This window comes from Pseudomonas fluorescens (genome assembly GCF_002837185.1).
GTDB lineage: Bacteria > Pseudomonadota > Gammaproteobacteria > Pseudomonadales > Pseudomonadaceae > Aquipseudomonas > Aquipseudomonas fluorescens_AM.
Genome location: NZ_KZ477985.1, coordinates 23,848 through 43,033 on the forward strand (window position 1 = coordinate 23,848; position 19,186 = coordinate 43,033).

17 protein-coding genes and 1 tRNA gene are annotated in these 19,186 nt (G+C 59.4%); 12 read left to right on the plus strand and 6 right to left on the minus strand.

Features of this window, described 5'->3' with window-relative positions; translation table 11 throughout:
• The first annotated feature begins 36 nt into the window (after positions 1–36).
• Complete coding sequence (locus CIB54_RS00110) at positions 37–4,221, plus strand: AvrE-family type 3 secretion system effector (RefSeq protein WP_232790507.1); 4,185 nt, start codon at positions 37–39, stop codon at positions 4,219–4,221.
• Positions 4,222–4,291: 70 nt separating this feature from the next.
• Here the strand turns inward: CIB54_RS00110 and CIB54_RS00115 are convergent, their stop codons facing one another.
• The 3 genes from CIB54_RS00115 to CIB54_RS00125 form a co-directional block, all read right to left on the minus strand.
• On the minus strand, positions 4,292–5,071 hold the full coding sequence (locus CIB54_RS00115; RefSeq protein ID WP_101218163.1) for a PhzF family phenazine biosynthesis protein: 780 nt from the start codon (positions 5,069–5,071) through the stop codon (positions 4,292–4,294).
• Between the two features lie 157 nt (positions 5,072–5,228).
• Positions 5,229–5,305 (minus strand) — tRNA-Met (locus tag CIB54_RS00120).
• Positions 5,306–5,527: 222 nt separating this feature from the next.
• Positions 5,528–6,079 (minus strand): RNA polymerase sigma factor, encoded by a 552-nt coding sequence (locus tag CIB54_RS00125; RefSeq protein ID WP_065950580.1) that lies wholly within the window; start codon positions 6,077–6,079, stop codon positions 5,528–5,530.
• Positions 6,080–6,343: 264 nt separating this feature from the next.
• Between CIB54_RS00125 and sctW the strand changes: the two genes are divergently transcribed.
• From sctW to sctU, 11 genes are read left to right on the plus strand one after another with little or no spacing between them, the layout of a single operon-like run.
• On the plus strand, positions 6,344–7,408 hold the full coding sequence (gene sctW / locus CIB54_RS00130) for a type III secretion system gatekeeper subunit SctW (RefSeq protein WP_101218164.1): 1,065 nt from the start codon (positions 6,344–6,346) through the stop codon (positions 7,406–7,408).
• Positions 7,405–9,498, plus strand: coding sequence for a type III secretion system export apparatus subunit SctV (gene sctV / locus CIB54_RS00135; RefSeq protein ID WP_101218165.1), 2,094 nt, complete (start codon positions 7,405–7,407; stop codon positions 9,496–9,498). Before sctW ends, sctV begins: the two co-directional genes overlap by 4 nt.
• Positions 9,499–9,535: 37 nt before the next feature.
• Positions 9,536–10,435, plus strand: coding sequence for an FHA domain-containing protein (locus tag CIB54_RS00140; protein WP_178084417.1), 900 nt, complete (start codon positions 9,536–9,538; stop codon positions 10,433–10,435).
• Positions 10,432–11,790, plus strand: a complete 1,359-nt coding sequence (locus tag CIB54_RS00145) for a FliI/YscN family ATPase (protein WP_065950584.1) — start codon at positions 10,432–10,434, stop codon at positions 11,788–11,790. Before CIB54_RS00140 ends, CIB54_RS00145 begins: the two co-directional genes overlap by 4 nt.
• Complete coding sequence (sctO, locus tag CIB54_RS00150; protein WP_065950585.1) at positions 11,777–12,205, plus strand: type III secretion system stalk subunit SctO; 429 nt, start codon at positions 11,777–11,779, stop codon at positions 12,203–12,205. Before CIB54_RS00145 ends, sctO begins: the two co-directional genes overlap by 14 nt.
• A complete protein-coding gene (locus CIB54_RS00155) occupies positions 12,202–12,660 on the plus strand; it encodes a type III secretion system HrpP C-terminal domain-containing protein (RefSeq protein ID WP_101218167.1) in 459 nt (152 codons plus the stop codon). Before sctO ends, CIB54_RS00155 begins: the two co-directional genes overlap by 4 nt.
• Complete coding sequence (locus tag CIB54_RS00160; RefSeq protein WP_101218168.1) at positions 12,657–13,670, plus strand: FliM/FliN family flagellar motor switch protein; 1,014 nt, start codon at positions 12,657–12,659, stop codon at positions 13,668–13,670. The genes CIB54_RS00155 and CIB54_RS00160 overlap by 4 nt, the downstream gene beginning before the upstream one ends.
• Complete coding sequence (sctR, locus tag CIB54_RS00165; RefSeq protein WP_065950588.1) at positions 13,667–14,320, plus strand: type III secretion system export apparatus subunit SctR; 654 nt, start codon at positions 13,667–13,669, stop codon at positions 14,318–14,320. Before CIB54_RS00160 ends, sctR begins: the two co-directional genes overlap by 4 nt.
• Positions 14,321–14,327: 7 nt before the next feature.
• Positions 14,328–14,591 carry a type III secretion system export apparatus subunit SctS gene (gene sctS, locus CIB54_RS00170; RefSeq protein WP_057725901.1) on the plus strand — a complete coding sequence of 88 codons (264 nt, stop codon included), beginning with the start codon at positions 14,328–14,330 and terminating at the stop codon, positions 14,589–14,591.
• Between the two features lie 10 nt (positions 14,592–14,601).
• Positions 14,602–15,390: a type III secretion system export apparatus subunit SctT gene (gene sctT, locus CIB54_RS00175; protein ID WP_065950589.1), complete on the plus strand. Its 789-nt coding sequence runs from the start codon at positions 14,602–14,604 to the stop codon at positions 15,388–15,390.
• The gene (gene sctU / locus CIB54_RS00180; RefSeq protein ID WP_101218169.1) at positions 15,387–16,484 is read left to right on the plus strand and encodes a type III secretion system export apparatus subunit SctU; all 1,098 of its coding nucleotides are present in this window, start codon (positions 15,387–15,389) and stop codon (positions 16,482–16,484) included. Before sctT ends, sctU begins: the two co-directional genes overlap by 4 nt.
• Here sctU and CIB54_RS00185 read toward each other — a convergent pair whose 3' ends face one another.
• The 3 genes from CIB54_RS00185 to sctC are packed head-to-tail and all read right to left on the minus strand — an operon-like array spanning position 16,485 to position 19,185.
• On the minus strand, positions 16,485–16,856 hold the full coding sequence (locus tag CIB54_RS00185) for a transcriptional regulator (protein ID WP_065950591.1): 372 nt from the start codon (positions 16,854–16,856) through the stop codon (positions 16,485–16,487). It lies immediately after the preceding gene.
• Complete coding sequence (gene hrpT, locus CIB54_RS00190; RefSeq protein ID WP_065950592.1) at positions 16,853–17,056, minus strand: HrpT family type III secretion system protein; 204 nt, start codon at positions 17,054–17,056, stop codon at positions 16,853–16,855. Before hrpT ends, CIB54_RS00185 begins: the two co-directional genes overlap by 4 nt.
• Complete coding sequence (gene sctC / locus CIB54_RS00195) at positions 17,053–19,185, minus strand: type III secretion system outer membrane ring subunit SctC (protein WP_065950593.1); 2,133 nt, start codon at positions 19,183–19,185, stop codon at positions 17,053–17,055. The genes hrpT and sctC overlap by 4 nt, the downstream gene beginning before the upstream one ends.
• Between the last annotated feature and the right edge of the window lies 1 nt (position 19,186).

Consider the following 19,186-nt stretch of genomic DNA (forward strand, 5'->3'; position numbering starts at 1 on the left):
CCGTTACCCTCCTACCAATCGTTGAATCCCGCTTCAATGCTGTTCGATATCCGCCTCAAAGGTGGGCGGCTGGAACCTGATACAACCCTGGTGGGACGTGATATCGCCCGCCATCTCAATGCGCCGAACAAGCATTATGTCGCTGATGGCGCCTCGGTCGCCGGCACGTTGCGTTTCAAGGATGAGCGAGATTACCTGTTTCATATTCAGCCCACGCCTGCTGTTGCGGCGGTATTCAGAAGCAGCCTGCCCGAGACTGATGGCGGTGAAGGTCGCGTATCGCCGGGCCCCGGTCGGGGACACTTGGGAAGCGTAAGCGGTGTACAGACGACCGCCGAGGGCAAGCAATTTCGTCTGGATCAGGGACGCCTGTATCGCTTCGAACCCCTTGCCCTGTCCTGGTTGCCCGACGCCGACAACCGCACCTACAGCCGTATCGGGCTGACCCGTGAAGGGCAACTGTTGAAGACCCCGCAGCAGGCGCTGGACAGCAGTGCGCAGGGGCGGACCTCGGCGGTGTTGCGCCAGGCTCAGGGCGCATCGGTCGTGCAGATTCAAGGTGCCGACGTGGCGGATGCACGCCCGGTCGATGAACGCGGCGCGCCTGTGCAACTCACGCGAGTCGGCTTGTCTGGCGGCACGCTGTATGGCGCCACGGCTGACGGTGAACTGCTGCGCGCGGACACGCGGCTGGCGCGGGACGGCACGCTGCCGATGGTTGCGCAATCGCTGGTACCACTGGAGCAGGCGCTGAAGGGCGCGGTGCGTGTCGAGGGGTTCTTCCATGATGACGCCGGGCAACTCAATGCCCAGGTTCGTGATGCCCGGCAGCAATTGCACAGCGTGCCGTTGGATAGGGCTGGCGCACTGCGCCCTGAGTGGAACCTCAGCGACGTGCTGGTCAAGGGCATCGAGAAAGGCCTGCCGTTGCCCAGCCTCCAGGCATTGACGACAGCCGTCGATCTTGGGCTGCGGGGCAAGGTTGCGTTTGATTCCGGCACATTGCTGAGCTGGGATGCGTCGGCGCAACGTTGGGACACAAGCGCACAACAGAGCGTGACGCATCTGGAACGAGGGCTGGATGGACGCGCCTATGCGCTCCAAGCAGGGCAACTCAAAGCGGTGAATGTAACAAAGGTGCGTGACCCGGTCTTTGAGGGGGCCAGTCATGAATTGAGCGCACTGCCCAAGCCTCGTCCCCAGGTGTCACTTGAGGAGGTACTTGCGGGCGATATCCAGCGTCCTGTCACTGGCTTTGCCGTAGCCGACGGCCGCAACTTTGTAACCGTCGATAAAGACCATCAGCTCCAGGCCTGTGTGGACGGAGTGGTCGGTCCGTTACGGCTTTCACCGGCGCTCGCAATCAAAACACTGGCGCTGGATCATGAAGCCAATCTTTATGCACACACTCAGGTGGGCGAATTGTTCAAGCTCGATCGCCGCGCCTGGCAAGGCAGCGAGGATACCGCGCCCCGCTGGAGCAAGGTTGAACTGCCGCAGGGCCAGTCTTTGGAGTCCCTGCGGATGGGGGCTGACCGGCACTTGATTGGCGGTTGGGACAAGCAGTTCCATCGACTGGATAACGCGGCCCCAAGCGCAATGGCGTGGGGGCCGGTGCGACCGGCGGTGCAGGAGGCTTCATTGGCCGATACGTTAGCGGCCGGCCAGATGCGCACGCCTGTGTCAGGGGGCGCGCTGACGGCCAGCAGCAATGTGCTTGGGCAAACACGCGAAGGGATGCCCATCAAGCGCAATTTTCTCCAGGGGATCAAATCGCACTTCCATCCTTTGCAAGCGCTGGGTGAGAAAGGCCAGTCCATTGGGCATCACATCAATGGTCGCCGGGGATTGGAGAGCGTATACGTTGACGACAAGCGCCTGCACCAACAGCTCGAGTCGCTCTCCAGGAGCAAGCCGGTTGGCGCTGACCTGAGTACTCGCCTTGCGGCCATGAGCGAGCCCGGGCCGCGACAGGCACTGGCCGAGCAGCTCAGCCAGGCGTTGGCCAAGGTCGAAGAAAGCAGCCAGTCGTGCGCCCGCCTGATCGGCGACCTGCATGGGCTGACAGTTGATGCACAGCCCAAGCTCAGCCGAACGGTGGTGAGCGCCGAGTCGACGCTGCACCAGTTGTATGAAGCATTCAAGCGGGTCGAACCTTCAGCGCAGAAGACCACGGCAGCGCTGCTGGCCAACTTCGAAGGGCAAGGCTTGAGGTTGCCCGAGTGGAAACCGGAGCGCAAACGAGATTCCAGTCATCCTTCGGCGCTCGTCGAAGGCGATCTGATTCACCATGCCGGCACGCTTAAGCAATTGGCTGGGATGGTTGAAGAACTGAGCAGTACGTCCGGCCATAGCCCAAGCGCCTTGAAAAGAATCGAGGCGTCGCTGGAGGCAGTGATGAAAGGCTTTGAAGAGGGCCCTGTGCACACGCTGTCCAGCCAGCAGATTGTCAGCTACGACCAGGCGGAATCCCTGTATGACAACTTCAAACTGCTGGCCAAGGATCTTGGCACTCCAGGGTCCGCCTTGCATTGGCATCTTTCGGGGCTGCTGGGATTGCCCGCCGATGCGTCCATTACGGATGTGATGACACGGCAAGTGCAGCAGATGGACACGGGTCATGCCCTGAACACCAGCCGAACCCAAGGGGTGAGCGTCGCAGCGCTGGTGACCGGCATAAAGCCGGTGGCGCCAGTGGAGTTTTTTCTGGGCGGTTCCAGGTCTCATACCCATGGTGTGAACATCAGTCGTACCGACACCGGTGCGCGGGTTGAGATCAGCACCGAGGGCACATATCGGTTGGCTGGATCCGTGGGCTCGGGTGTGACCTTGGGTAAAGGCGGCGCTGCGCTGGGGCCGGGCCTGAGGGTCGCGGGCGAGTTGACGGCTGCCGTTGCGCATAACAAGGGGGCTACCCTTGGTTTTAATGTAAAAGAGGCCGACTTTGGCAAGATGATGTCGATTCTGATGGGGCAGTCTGGCGGTTTCCACGACTTGTTGGCATTGGGAGAAAAACACGCGACGGGCACAAGCTCGAAACTCAGTGGTGATGTCAATCTGGATGCGCTCGCGCAACTGCGTTTGATGTATAGCCCGCAAGAGAATATTACCGAATTGGACTCAGTGCTTCGCGCCGGTATTGGAGGGGTGGGTAGTCTGAATCTTATGCATTTGGACAAGAGCCGAAGTACCACGCATTCAACGACGGGCACCAGCCGAGGCGAGGGACGCAGCGCTCAATTATTGAGGCACGGCGCAGTAGGCGCCAACTTCGCGCCTGTCAACGCGCTGGCGATCGCCGGCCGTGATGCCAGCAACGGGCCGGCAGCCATAGCTTTTGCTTTGCCGGAACTGTCGGTCATGGTGAAGTTCGATCGCACACAATCGAAGGCCTTCAATTTTTCGTTCAAGCCGCCGGCCCCCATCACTCAGTCTCAGGTTGACGATATTCGAGACAGCCTGTCGCGGTACTCACCGCAATGGAGCCGGGATTTAGCCACCATCGCCGCGTCGAGCGCGCAAGGTTCTGCCGATGAACAACTGATCACGCTACAGCAGTTTCTGGCGACTCACCCACCGTTGGCGACCAAGCTGGATGACTATGAAGCTATCAGTCAGTCGCTGGGTAAAGTGTTGATTCAACAGGACCTGATGAAAGCTGGCTTACGTCAGTTGGCCTCGGTCGAGTCATCAGTCACACGTGTTGGGGTGCGCGATGATGAGCAGCATGGCTGGCTGGACGATGTCGCGCCGGGCAACAAGGCAGCTATCGTGCAATGGCTCAGGGATGACCCGCAATTGGCCCATATCATCAAACAACTGCAGCAGGGTGAAGGCACCTCTGTGACGCTCGGCATGGAACTCAAACCGCAGGTTCTGCGCATGATCGAGCATCGTCACCTGGCGGGCGAAAGCACCGAGCCGTTGATCAAGCGAGCGCTGAAAGATCCCAACAACCTGCGTGTGAAAAGCATGGGCATGAACTATACCGCGACCCAGACCCATGGCATGTCGTTGCCGTTCCCGAGCAATATCAGCTTCTCCAGCAGCGCCTCGCTCAGTCATACGCAAAAGCATGTCAACGTCGACTTCGAATACGGAGCGAATGCGGACAAACCGTTGCGCATGAACCTGAACAATACGTTGAGCCCCCTGCCACGCCACGACCTGACCGTTGACTTGGCGGACCAGCGTATCAGAACACCCAATGCGATGGCCTGAAAGGTAGCCGCAGGGATGACTGGGCAACCGACATGAATAAGCGGCTTACCTGAGGGCAAGCCGCTGTGTTTTACAGATAAATCACACCCTGCATATACAGCGCGGCCTTACCGGAGATGATCACCCGGTCACCGCGCAGCTCGCAGCGCAATTGACCTTTGCGCGTGCCGCCTTGCTCGGCGGTCAATTGCGATTTGCCCAGGCGCTCGGCCCAGAACGGTGCCAGCGACGTATGCGCGGAGCCCGTGACCGGGTCTTCATTGACCCCCACGTTCGGGCCGAACCAGCGCGAAACAAAGTCAAAGCGCGTGCTCTTGGCGGTGACGGCAATCCCGCGTTTAGGCAGGCCCTTGAGCCTTGCGAAATCCGGCGTGAGTGCGGCCACTTGTGCTTCATCTTCCACCAGCACGATATAGTCATCGGTGCCGAACACCTCGGCGTTTTCGATCCCCAATGCACTTAGCATTCCGCTTGGCGGCTCGCAGCGCTCCGGTTGCCTGGCCGGGAAGTCCATGGCCAGTTCGTCGCCGTTGCGCGTCACCCGCAGCTCGCCGCTGCGCGTGGCGAAGCGCAACACGCGCGGCGCGTCCGGCAACTTGTGAATCAGCACCCACGCCGCTGCCAGCGTGGCGTGGCCACACAGGTCCACTTCGACTTCCGGGGTAAACCAGCGCAGTTCATAAAGGTCGCCACGGGGCACGAAGAACGCAGTTTCCGACAGATTGTTTTCGGCGGCGATGTGTTGCAGTTGCTCGTCCGTCAGCCACTCGGTGAGCGGGCATACCGCCGCAGGATTGCCGCCAAAGGCGTGTTGGCTGAAGGCGTCGACTTGGTAGATGTCCAGTTGCATCGGGAGCGCTCCGTGGTGGGGGAGGCTGGACACTAACAGCGGCTCCCGGGGGCGTCAAAATACAGATGGGTAGTATTTTTGAGCGTGAGCACCTTGGCGACACTTTCCTGCGCGCATAAAAAAACGGCCTACCTTTCGGTAAGCCGTTTTTAGTACTTGGTGGCTACACAGGGACTTGAACCCCGGACCCCAGCATTATGAATGCTATGCTCTAACCAACTGAGCTATGTAGCCAAGTGGCGCGCATTATTCGCGTAGAACGGGAATGCGTCAAGGGCTTTTGTTAAGTTTTTTTCTACGCTTTCAACCGTTTAACGAAAAACAGGCCAAATGGCGACGAGTGGTGGGATCACAGCGGGGGCTCTTCAGGCTGCTATCTTTTGCCGCCGCGTACGTAAAGCTGCGGTCGAGTTGGGCAGATATCCTTTTCGCCCAACGCTTTTTTGTAGCGGGGACTTACGGCTGCAACGGGTTGTGAGTCACGCGTTTAAGCTGTTCGCGCGCCCGCGACAAGCGTGACCGTACGGTGCCGATGGGAATGTCCAGCGCATCGGCGGTGTCCTGATAGCTGCCATCTGTTTCGAGCGAAGCGTATAGCGTTTTGCGCATTTCCGCCGGCAGATGGTCGATGGCGTTCAGGGTTTTCTCCAGGCGTCGGTTGACTTCAAATTCCCAATCCAGGCTGTTGTGTTCCTCCTGGCCATGCCACAACGATTCGTCGAACTCGCAATGCACGGGTTTGGCATACATGCGCCTGAAGTGGTTGCGGATCAAATTCTGAGCTATCCCGCACATCCAGGTGCTGAGCGTGGCCTGGCCGCTGAAACGCTCTCTGTTGCGCCAGGCTTCAAGGTAGGTCAGTTGCAGCAGGTCGTCCGCATCTTCGGGGTTGAGCACGCGTTTATGAATGAAGCGTCGCAGTTTCTTTTGCTGGTCGTCCGTCAGTTGAACCATGAACTGAGGCGAACTGCCGACGAGGTGAGCGAGATCACCAATAGGTATTTTCATGTTGTTTTTCCTCCGGGAAGGCTCGATCGAAATGGTTTCGATAGGAACCCCTTTTGCACTGGCTGTGCCAAATGGGAAAAACACATAACTTATTGATTTGTATGAATATATATTCTTGGTTTAATGCTTTTTGTGCCGTAACCTGCAAAAGGTTCGATGTGGATGTGCAAGTATTTTCATGCCCATCACCTTGAAACGTTTTGATGGAACTGGACCGCAGCGGCTTGCCACATAGGGACACAAACTTCCCATTCTGGCCCGCCCATGAAAGTCGAATCCTTCAACGATGTGCAGCAGATCCAACCCTCGGAAAAGCCCAGTGTCAGCACTGTCGAAGCGCCAAGCCGTTCGCTGGCCTTGGATGACATTGCGCAGATTTTCGCCGAAGAAGTGGCACTTAATGCGCAAGCCCTGGGCCGGCGAGCCATTGGCGCGAAAGTTTCGCCTGTGGCGGAGTTCGTGCAGTTGTATGAACAACTGGGCCACCCTGGCCAAACCACGCTGGAAACCGTTGTTCGTCGGCTTCGGTTTGAGTTGCTGCGCAAGCCCACTGTCGAAAAATTGGTAAACCTCGCCGGCAGTGACCCCGCTCGCGCCTTCGTGGTGCTTCAGCTGATCGCCAGCGAAGCGAAAACTAATGGGTTGAGGGTAGAGGAGGACTCAGCACGCAGCGCGCTGAGAGAGCTCAAGCGTGATTTCGGCGGCCCGATCCAGGCAGGTCTGAATATTGCCTTGGCGTTGAAGGAAGCCAGCGCTGACCCGCAGGAGCGTCAGGACGTGCGTGCGCTTTATTACGCCTCTGTGGTCGTGCGCCAATCCTTGGCGTTGATGCTGCAAACGCTCTTGAAAATGTACGGCCCGACGGAGTTTTCCAGGGGCGTCGGCCTGATGACTCAGGCGCTGAACGGTGATATCGCAGCCCACACACAGTCTGTGCCCACGGAAAAATTGCGTCTCTTGCTCAAAGGGTTGGGGGAGTGTCGCGAGTTGCGCTCAGTGCTGGGCAACTGCGAGGCGTTGATCCAGCGCCTCAACGTTGAACACGATGCGGTGGGTCTGTTGCAGCGTTTTCTGGGTTACGCCAGTACCGGCATCGATTCGGCTGAGGTGCAAAGGCTGGCCAGTGAGTTTGGCGGCACGCTGCTTGCCGCCCGACTGCGTTCGCTCAACGAATTGTCCAGGGAGATAAAGGCCTTGCCCTTGGCCTGGTGGCTTGATGCTCAATCCCAGGCCAGCGCCGTGAGAGCGTTCAAGGACGTGATGCTTGAGTGGGCCCGCGAAGAGCGCGGCCACCTGAAATTCCCCGACGAGACGAGGACGTTCGGGTGACACTGCTGTCATCGATCAATGGCGTGCTGCTCAAGGTGGCACGGCGTGCCGAAGTACTCGGCGCGGTGGTGGTCATGGCCATCGTGTTTATCTTCATTGTGCCGTTGCCCACCTGGCTGGTGGACATCCTGATCGCGTTGAATATCTGTATTTCCTGCCTGTTGATCGTACTGGCGCTCTACCTGCCAGGGCCGTTGGCGTTCTCGTCGTTTCCATCGATCCTGCTGCTGACCACCATGTTTCGCCTGGCGTTATCGATCGCCACCACGCGCTTGATCCTGCTGGAGCAGGACGCCGGTGACATTGTGGAAGCGTTCGGTAATTTCGTGGTGGGTGGCAATCTGGCGGTGGGCCTGGTGATCTTCATGATCCTGACCATCGTCAACTTTCTGGTGATCACCAAGGGGTCGGAGCGGGTCGCTGAAGTGGCCGCCCGTTTCAGCCTGGATGCGATGCCGGGCAAGCAGATGTCGATCGACAGTGACCTGCGCGCCGGACTGATCGACGGTGCACAGGCGCGGGACAAACGTGAGCAGCTATCGCGCGAAAGCCAGTTGTTCGGGGCCATGGACGGGGCCATGAAGTTCGTCAAGGGCGACGCCATTGCCGGTTTGATCATCGTGGTCATCAACCTGCTCGGAGGCTTCTCGACCGGCATGTTCCAGCACGGCATGAGCGCAGGCGAGTCGATGGCGCTGTATTCGGTACTGACCATCGGTGACGGCCTGATCGCGCAGATTCCCGCGCTGCTGATCTCCCTGACGGCCGGCATGATCATCACCCGAGTGGCGCCGGACGGGCGCAAGGGCGTCAGCAATATAGGCGCCGAAATTGCGCGGCAAATGACCAGCGAGCCCAAGAGCTGGATGATCGCGTCGGTGGGCATGCTGGCCTTTGCCACGCTTCCCGGCATGCCCACCGTGGTGTTCATTCTGATTTCGATGATGACCGGTACCCTGGGTTATTACCTCATGCGTCAACGCCAGCGCGAGGAGACGCCACAGCCTTCGGACGAGAAGGCGGTCCGCCCGGAAGAGAATGGTAATGAAGACCTGCGCGGCTTCGACCCGTCACGGCCGTATCTGCTGCAGTTCAATCCAAAGCTGTACAGCACCCCCGAGGTCATCGACATCGTTCAAAAGATTCGTCAGGCCCGAAACGCACTGGTCGCCAATATCGGTTTGACGCTGCCGCCGTTCGAAGCCGAATTCAGTGAGTCGCTGGCCGTCGATGAGATGCGCTTCTGCGTGCACGAGGTGCCTGTCGTGACGGCGACCCTCAGCGACCGGGTAGCGGTCGAGTACGCTTCCCTGGCGCAACCTCCGGACAGAGGGGAAAGAGGGCTGCTTGAGCGGGACGAAGCAGACTGGCTGTGGCTCAGCCCTGATGATCCGTTGCTCGACGATCCGCAGGTTGAGCGTTTCAGTGCCCAAAGCCTGGTCATCGAACGCATGAAGCGGGCGATGCTGCTTAGCGGGCCGCGGTTTCTTGGCATCCAGGAAAGCAAATCGATCCTCAGCTGGCTTGAACACAACCAGCCGGAACTGGTGCAGGAACTGCAACGCATCATGCCGCTTTCACGTTTTTCGTCAGTCCTGCAGCGCCTGGCGGCCGAGGGCGTGCCATTGCGTGCCGTTCGGTTGATCGTCGAATCGCTGATCGAGTACGGCCAGCATGAGCGCGAACCGGATGCCCTGGCCGATTACGCCCGTATCGCGCTCAAGTCTCAGATCTTTCACCAGTACAGCGAAGCCGACGGCCTGCACGCGTGGCTGCTGTCGCCGCAAACCGAGAACATCCTGCGCGAAGCCTTGCGCCAGACCCAGAGCGGCGTGTTTTTCGCCCTCGATAACGACAGCAGTGCTGCCCTGGTTGGCCTGCTCAACCAGGCGTTCGCGCTACGACCCAAAACCAAGAGTGTGCTGCTGGTGGCTCAGGACCTGCGCAGTCCCTTGCGCGCTCTGTTGCTGGATGAGTTCAACCATGTGCCGGTGATGTCGTTCGCTGAGCTGGGGAGCAATTCCAAGGTAAAAGTCCTGGGCCGATTCGACCTGGGTCAGGACGAACTGCTTCGCGGGGCCGTGGCATGAGCCTCTTATTCATACGCCAGCCCAGGGTGGCCCCATGATGTTCGAGCTGCGAGTGCTGGACGGCTTGCATCAGGGCGCCGCGCTGCCGTTATTTGGCGAGCAGTGGAGCCTGGGTGCCAACCCGGACGCTGATTTGCTGTTGAATGATCCCGAGGTCGTCGAGCATCACGCACGTTTGCGCTTGGCCGACGATCGATGGTCGGTGCAGGCCGAGGCAGGACTGCTTAAAGACAGCGATGGGCAAGTGTTGGCGCAGATCGGCGAGCTTGCGCTGAACACGGTCTTTTTGATTGGCTCCGTTCGCCTGTGTGTCAGCCCGGCTGATCAGCCCTGGCCGCAGGCGCCCGTGGCTGTACCGCCGTCTTCTGAGCCTGAGGGGCAGGCCCCGCTTGCGTTGAAACTGTCGTCCATTTCATCGTCCCAGCAAAAGCGTTTGCTCAGCCTGGCACTTGCGTTTGCCGTGCTCATGGCGGCGGTCGGCATTATTTTCAGTGGAGAGCGCAATGCTCAGGCATCGCTGATGCCGGCGGTGATTCAAAAGCCTGAGCTGGCCTCGCCGTTCGAGGTGCGCCAGCAATTGTTGAAGATGCTCAACGAGCGGGAGCTGGGCCTGCGGGTCAGCTTGCAGGTCATCAATGGCCAGATTTCCCTCAGTGGTGATGTTTCGCAGGAGGACGTTGATGTGGTTGCACGCATGCTGGATCGGTTTGGCAAAGAGTTCGATACCGCTGTGCCGGTGATCAGTCGCGTGCGGGTACGTGACGGCGTACTGCCGTTCAAGATCGTACAGATCATCGGCGGACCGAACGGTCACGTGGTTCTGGAGGAAGGCACCCGACTGTTCGTGGGCGATGAAGTCAATGGGCTGCGCGTGGTGCTGATCGACAACAGCAAAGTGGTATTCGACGGTGCGCAACGGTATGAGGTGCGCTGGTGACCGGCACATTGCAAGAGCGCCTCGAGGCGTGGCAACGCAGTCAATCGGCGGCGTTGAATGGCTTTTCGCCCGTCACGATGCGCGGTCGCATACAGCGCGTCAACGGCATGCTGATGCAATGCCGGCTACCCCATGCACGTATCGGCGATCTGTGCCAGGTTGAAAAACAACCTGGCGATTACATGCTTGCCGAAATCATCGGTTTCGATCAGCAGGACGCGGTGCTCAGCGCCTTGGGCAATCTGGAAGGCGTGAGCGTAGGTGCCGGCGTGGAGCGCCTTGGTGTGCCGCACAGGGTACGAGTGGGTCATGACCTGCTTGGCCAGGTGCTGGACGGTTTCGGCCGGCCGATTGCCGGCGACGGACCCAGCGCGTTTGCCGAGGCGGATACGCCTGATGCAACCCCGGTGCTGTGCGAGGCGCCGTTGCCCACGGAACGGCCGCGTATCAACCGCGCGTTGGCCACGGGCGTGCGTTCGATTGATGGCCTGATGACGCTGGGGGAAGGCCAGCGCGTCGGGCTGTTTGCAGGGGCAGGTTGTGGCAAGACGACGTTGTTGGCCGAAATCGCCCGTAACGTGGATTGCGATGTGATCGTGTTCGGTTTGATCGGCGAACGGGGTCGTGAACTACGCGAGTTCCTTGACCATGAACTGGATGATCAATTGCGTGCCAAGGCAGTGCTGGTGTGCTCCACCTCCGACCGTTCCAGTATGGAGCGCGCCCGCGCAGCCTTTACCGCGACGGCATTGGCCGAGGGTTTTCGACGCAAGGGGCAGCGAGTGCTGCTGCTGATCGACTCCCTGACGCGGTTTGCGCGAGCCCAGCGCGAAATCGGCCTGGCCGCGGGCGAACCTTTGGGGCGAGGAGGTCTGCCGCCTTCGGTGTACAGCCTGTTGCCGCGCCTTGTAGAGCGGGCCGGGTTGACGCGTGAGGGGGTAATCACGGCCATCTACACAGTGCTCATCGAGCAGGACTCGATGAATGATCCGGTGGCCGATGAAGTTCGCTCGCTGCTGGATGGTCATATCGTGCTGTCACGCAAGCTGGCCGAGCGTGGCCATTATCCAGCGGTCGACGTACTCGCCAGCCTGTCGCGGATTCTCACCAACGTCGCCGAGCCTGCGCATATCAAGGCCGGCACCGCATTGCGGCGGCTGTTGTCGGCCTACCAGCAGATCGAGCTGATGCTCAAGCTGGGCGAGTACCAGGCGGGCAATGACGCCCTGACCGACATGGCGGTGGACAGCCGTCAGGCAGTAGACAGTTTCCTGCGCCAGGACCTGCGCGAACCTTCGTCCCTCACCACGACTATGGATCAACTGACGGAGCTGACCGCCTATGTCCCATTCTGAAATGCTGCCGGGTGAAATCGAAACGCTGCGCCGTTTGCGTCGGTACCGGGCAGACCGTGCCGAGCGTGAGCTGCGCGAAGCCAAACGATCACAGCAAGCGCTGGTTGCGCACATTCAGCAAGCGCAAGACACGCTTGAGAAAACCCGCGAAGAAGAGGCCCTGCAATCTGCACAACTGTTGAGTGAGCATCAGGGGCAGGTTGTGAGCTTTCAGGCGCTGAAGTCCTGGGGCCGCAAAGAGCAAACCTTGTCCGCCGGCACCCGGCGTGAAGAAGGCCAACTGCAACAACTGCAAGGGCAGCGCGAACAGCGTGAAGTGGAAGTGGGTATCGCACAGAAGCACGTCACCCTGTGCCTGCGCCAGGTGGAAAAGCTGCAGGAACTGGCCAATTTACTCACGCAGGAACCGATATGAACCCGATCTCAGCCAACCCCCCTGAACGCCAACGTCGACGCGACCCCCGTGAGGAACGGGTTCACGAGGTAGACGCCTTGGTGCCTTGGGAACAACGGCAGCTCTTTACCCAATTGTTCGGTGATGACGATCGGGAGTCGGACCGTAGCGCGTCACAGGCCGAAATAAAGATATCGGGTGATCTCGCCATGGTCCAGGCGTTGACGGAGCAATTGCTGCCTCGCCTGCAAAGCGTTTCAACCTTGCCGCTGTCGGTGGCCATGTACTTGCCCCGTCTGGGGCGGATCAACGCCAGTATTCGTCGAAAAAAGGCTGGATGGGATATCGAGCTGGAGGCGGAGCAGATGACAACTGCAAGTTGGCTCCATGACGTACGGCAGCAGTGTGAACGCAGGCTCGCCGCAAGCCTGGCGTTACCGGTGCAGCTGTACGTGGCAAATTCGGCACCGGCATGATGTTGCCACCTCTGGTCTTGCGCACGGTGAGGGCTGATGCAGTGGCGGCCCGGCGCCGATTGGGACGCGGATTGCGTATGCCGTTCCAGGTTGCTGAGCAACGGGGCGAGTTACGCCTCGAGCCCGGCACTGAGCCAGCTGGCGCTCAGACGTTGTGCGTCGAAACCACCTGTGGGGTAGTAGCGTTCAGTGAGCCGGGGCCGCAATTGAGCTTGATGGGCGAATGCCCGGTGACATTGGCCCAGGCTGGCAACGATCCGAATTCCTGGTTCTGGGAATTACTTCAGCACTATCTGAGCCCGCAGATACGTGACCTGTTCGGTTATGTGCGGTTGCTGGATGCCGGTCGCCCCGAGGGCTTCGGCTGTCGGCTCAGCGTGTCCCTGGGCGCTTCGCGGGCCACGGGCTATGTGTGGCTGAGCGCTGAAAGCTTCCTCGCGTTGTGCGAAGCCGCCCCATGGCGTTCTATCGCTGCACCGCTGCCGGCGCGGCTCCAACTGGCGATTGCCGTAACTCTGGGACGCGTGCGCCTGACAATTGCACAGGTACGCAGCCTGCGCGCCGGTGATGTGTTGGTCCCTGAACTGACCCTGTTCCAGGCGCAGGGCAGCGGGTATATCCAGGTTGGCAGGCATCGGCTGCGGGGCACTATTGACGATGAAAACGGGACCATGTGCCTGACCCTTTCTTCTATCGAGGACACGTCTGTGGACGAGAATTTTGCAGCGCACCCGTACTCCGAGGATGCGCAGGATGAACCCGTGGTGGATATCTTTGGCCACGAGCCATTCGATGAGTTGAGCATGGCGCTGAATGTTCGCTGCGGCACACTGAATCTCACGCTGGGTGAGTTGCGCAATCTGGGCCCTGGCTCCGTGCTGGGTATTACCGGTTACGCGCCTGGCCTGGCGGGCCTGTATTACGGCGATCGCCCGATTGGGCAGGGCCAGTTGGTGGAGGTCGACGGCCGTCTGGGGTTGCAGTTGTCCCGCGTGCTCTTCGGCCGATGATACTTCAGGGGCTGGACCCCCTCGTTCTCGCGCTGTTTCTCGCCACGCTGACGCTGATGCCGATGCTGTTGATTATCTGCACATCGTTTCTGAAGATCGTGATTGTGCTGATGATCACCCGCAACGCCATCGGCGTGCAGCAGGTGCCACCCAGTATGGCGATCAACGGCATCGCATTGGCCGCGTCGCTATTTATCATGGCGCCGGTGGGCTACCAGATCGCCGAAAGTCTGAAGATTTCTCCACTGGACACGAGCAATGTGCAGACGGTGCTGCAGACAGGCGCAGAGGCCATCAAGCCGTTGCGTGCATTCATGCTGCGCAATCTCGACCCCGACGTACTCACCCACCTGTTGGAAAACACGCAACGCCTTTGGCCCGCGCAAATGGCCCAGGAGGTCCGGCGTGAAGACCTGATCCTGCTGATTCCTGCCTATGTCTTGTCGCAACTGCAGGCGGGCTTCGAAATCGGTTTTCTGATCTACATCCCCTTTATCGTGATCGATCTGATTGTCTCCAACCTCTTATTGGCGCTGGGTATGCAGATGGTTTCACCCATGACCATTTCCCTGCCGCTCAAATTGCTGCTGTTTGTGATGGTGTCCGGCTGGTCGCGGCTGCTCGACAGTTTGTTCCTTTCCTATCTCTGAGCTGACTATGGAACCGATCGTATTGTTCAAGCAGGGCATGCTGCTGGTGGTGGTCTTGACGGCGCCGCCGCTGATCGTGGCTGTGGTGGTGGGGGTGCTGACCTCGTTGGTGCAGGCGCTGATGCAGGTACAGGACCAGACGTTGCCGTTTGGTATCAAGCTGGTAGCGGTGGGTGTCACGTTGATCATGACCGGGCGCTGGATTGGCGTGGAGTTGATTCAACTGATCAACCTGACGTTCGACATGATTGGCCGCTCGGCCCTCCAGTGAGGTTGCGTCTGTGCTGCTGTATCTTGAGTTTCTGCCGAGTCTGATCATCGCCATGGCGCGTATTTATCCCTGTGCTTTTCTGGTAGCGGCATTCAGTTTTCAACATATTCGAGGCATGCCCCGGCATACGATCGTGATGGTCATGGCGTTGATCCCCGCGCCAGGCATCCATGCCGCGTTGGAGGGCCTGGATTATTCGGGGCTCATGCTTGCAGGCCTGGCGCTCAAAGAGCTGGCCCTTGGGGTGTTGCTGGGCGTATTGCTGTCTATGCCGTTCTGGATGTTCGAGTCGGTGGGAGCGCTGCTGGATAACCAGCGAGGCGCATTGGCCGGAGGCCAGCTCAACCCATCCCTGGGGCCGGACGCGACGCCTGTCGGGCACCTGCTCAAGCATTTGGCGATTTTTCTGTTGATGGTTACGCTGGGGCTGGGTGCATTGACCCAGGTGATCTGGGACAGTTATCTGATCTGGCCGCCAACGGTGTGGTTCCCGCTGCCGTCGCCTAATGGGTTCAGCGTGTTTATCGCCCTGCTCGGGGATACGTTCACGCATATGCTGCTCTACGCCGCACCCTTCATCGCCGTGCTGCTGTTGCTGGAGTTCGGCATCGCGCTGCTGGGGGTCTACAGTCAGCAATTGCAGGTGAGTACGCTGGCTCCGCCGCTCAAGAGCCTGGCGGGGATTGGCATCCTTTTGCTGTATTTTGCGTTGCTGCAGGATTTGATTGTCGGGCGCATGAACTTGCTGGGTGATCTCAAGCATTCCCTCGGACTGCTGTTCAAGGTAGGGATGCCATGAGTGACTCGGGGGAGAAAAAACACCCCGCCTCGGCCAAAAAACTGCGCGATCAGCGCAAGAAAGGCCAGGTTTCCCAAAGCCAGGATGTGAGCAAGTTGCTGGTGCTGACCGCCATCAGCGAAATCGCACTGTATACCGCGCAAATCAGCTTGCAACGGTTTGAGCAAATGATGGTGTTGCCGATTTCACGCATCAATCAGCCTTTTGTGCGAGCGCTGGAGGAGGTGTTGTTCGACGGGCTGGTGGTTTTTTTATCCTTCGCGCTGTTGATGGTCGGGGTTGCGATTGCCACTAAACTGATCAGCAGTTGGATGCAAATCGGGTTCCTGTTCGCCCCGGACGCGCTCAAGCTCGATTTCAATCGGATCAACCCCATGAGCCAACTCAAGCAGATGTTCTCCGCGCAGTCGGTGATGAACCTGTTGATGAGCGTGGCCAAAGCGTTTCTCCTGGGACTGATTGTGTATCTGGTGGTCTGGCCTTCTCTGGATGCTCTGATTAATCTGGCGAACAGCGATCTGCAAAGTTACCTGCTGGCGCTGATTGCGCTGTTCCGCCATCTGCTGCACGCCTGTCTCGGATTACTGCTGGTGTTGGCACTGACCGACCTGACAATGCAAAAGTACTTCTTTGCCAAGCGCATGCGCATGACCCAGGTCGAGGTCACCAAGGAATACAAAGATATGGAGGGCGACCCCCATGTCAAAGGCCAACGCCGCTCGCTGGCCTATCAATTGGCCCAGGAAGAACCCAAGGTCAAGTTGCCCAAGCTGGAAGAGTCGGACATGTTGGTCGTCAACCCGACCCACTTTGCCGTCGCCCTGTATTACCGTCGCGGCAAGACGCCGTTGCCGCAGTTGGTGGACAAGGGCACGGATGCGCAGGCGCGTAGACTCATCGACCGTGCCAAGGCCGCTGACGTGCCGGTCATCCAATGCGTCTGGCTGGCCCGCACACTTTACGAGAAAAGACTCGGGGCGCCGATTCCTCGCGAGACGCTGCAGGCCGTGGCGTTGATCTACCGTACCTTGCGTGAGCTGGATGATGAAGCCAAACGTGAGACCCTCACTTTGCCGGAGCTCGAGCAGCGCTGATCAGCGTGTAACCGAGAGGTCCAGAGCGTGCAAGTTGGCCAGAGACAGCATTCGGCTGAGGATTGTGTCCAGCACCTGGGGCTGGGCGGGCAGGGCGTGCCAGATAACCAGTGCGCCCTGTTTGTCCAGATAGATGTAACAGCCGTCAAACGCCAGCGCCTGTTCAAAACGACGCTCCAATACGCGTTCCAACTGGCCCGATTGCAGGGCCATGTTCTCGATGTGTAACGCCACCCCCTTGCGCGCGCCGGCATCGCACGAACGCCATGTGATTCCCGCGCACAGTTGCTGGTGAGCGGTGCGGCCGCTCACCAGGTCGTCGAGGAGTATCTGGCGCTTCAGGTGACCGTCTGCCAACCCCTTCACGCTCATCGTTCCAGAGAGATCGTTTGATAGTCCGAGCGTTCGCCGGCGGGCCCGGGTTCGACGCGCATCTGGGGTGGCCACCAGACCACCATCTTGTCCTTGGTCGATTGCGGGCGTGAGCAGGAATCGCCTTTGCAAGTCGGCGTGCAACCAGTGGCAAGCAATACGATGCCCAGCACTGTGACGTACAACAGTTTGTGGTTCATGGTGAGGTCGTCCGGGTTGGGGTGAGCAGGGAAGGGCGTGGCTCGCTCAGATGTTCATCTTTGATGACCGGGCGCATGGCGATGAACACTTCAGCTTCTTCGCCAGGCTTGAGCCAGGCGCGCGGCCAGACGGTGACCGCCAGCGTCTGCGAATTGCTGCATTCCTTTTCGTCGATGCGAACATTGCGCTTGAACTGATTGCGCAGCACCACCACCGCCACGTTGTATTGCGGCCCTGCGTACCACTGGCTGCGTTCCGTATTCAATGCCAGCAAGTCGCGGGTACTGCACAGAGTATTCAGTCCCAGGGGCATCGGCTCGGCCTTGAACGCTTTGGGCACTTCGCCACTGACCAGGTGCGCCAGGGTGCTGGTGATGTCGCTGCGGTTAATCACCGGCTGGTGGGGAGCGTAGCGTCGGGCCAAGGGTTTTAGCGCGGCCTGCAACTCGACTTGATCGTCCTGGGGCAAATAGCGCGAAGGATCAGACTGATCGCCGATTACACGCGGGGTCAGAATGAACAGCCGCTCACGCCGGTTGTTCTGTCGTTCGGTCGAAGAGAACAGCGCCTTGCCCAGCAACGGTATGTTTCCCAGCACAGGGATTTTGTTTTGTTTGTCGGTGCTTTCAGTGACGTGGAACCCACCCACCACCAGCGAGCGCTTCTCTGCCATCACCGCCTGGGTGCTGACCTTGCCTCGGCGTACATCCGGGCCGATACGTTCGGGGTTGGACTCGTCAAAGTTACCGTCTTCGATGTCTATCGCCAGGTGGATCTGATGGCTGCCTCGACTGGTGATCACTCGGGGAACCACTTGAAAGCTGGTGCCCACGGTGATGGGCAGGATCGTCGCGTTTTCGGTGCCGGCAGTCAGGTATTGAGTGCGGTTGAAGTCGATGATTGCCGGCTGGTTTTCCAGGGTCAGCACCGAAGGGTTGGACACCATGGTGGCCAGCCCGCGGGATTCCAGCGCCCGAATATCGGCGTAGAAGCGGTCACGGCTTCCGATCGATAATTGCGATGCGGTACCGGGGGCCATGTTGACGCCGCCTCGGAAGCGGCTGTTCTGAAAGCCCCATTTGATACCGAACTCATTCAACTGTGTACGCTCGATATCGAGAATGATCGCGTCGATTTCCACCAGCTTGCGCGCGACATCGAGTTGGCTGATCAACTCGTGATACATCGCTTGTCGCTCCGGCAAGTCATAAATCAGAACGGCGTTGTTGCGTACGTCAGCCTCAACGCGGATCCGGCTGCTGCTCAATGGCGCCCGAGGTGTAATCGACATGCCGGAATCCGGTGGCGTAGGTGGGGTGAGCATTTGCCCCAGCAGCGGGTTACTCAGACGCGGGAAACTCGGTGTCACAGGTGCGGGCTGGGACTGGGACGCGGAACGTTGGGCCAGGCCGGAAAGCGTTGAGGTAGAGCGCGGATCCAACAGCCCACGCAGCATGGTCGCGACGCCTGGAATGATGATTTTTTCGCTGCGGTACTCTATCTGGCGGTCTGCGGCATTGGCGAATTTCAGCGGGAACGTCAGCACACTCTGTTTTTCATCCGCAGAGCGACGCTGGCTGCTGAATTGCTTGATCTGCTCGATGTAGCTTTTGGGACCGGAAACCAGAACGATACCGTCTTCCGGTAACTCACCCCAGCCGAAACGACTGTCGAGCAGTCCGATATCCGTCAGCGCCTGCTTGAGGTCGGAAACGGTTTCGGACGAGACCTCCAGGCGGGCGGATTCCTGTTGGTCCATCGTGCTGATGAACAGGGTGTTGTTGTACATGTACCACTGGAAGCGGTGTTCGACGCCAAGCCTGTCCAGCAGCGACTGCGGTGTATTCGCACGGATCTTGCCATTGACGTCGCCTTCCAGCAGACCCTCGATCTGAAGCCGCGTGCCAAAGGTCTGGGCGAAGTCTTCGAGCACTTCGCGCAACGGTTTATGTTCGGCTTCATAGGCGTAGGCGGTGTTTTTCCATTCGGGGGGAGTGGCGGCAAGGGGATTGTGCACCGGGGCCAGTATGCAGGCCAAAAACAGGGCCAGGTATTGCCAGTTTGCGCGTCTGGATGAAGTTTCGGGCGGGTCAATGTGCAAGCGTCTGTGCTTGTAGATCTCGTGCATA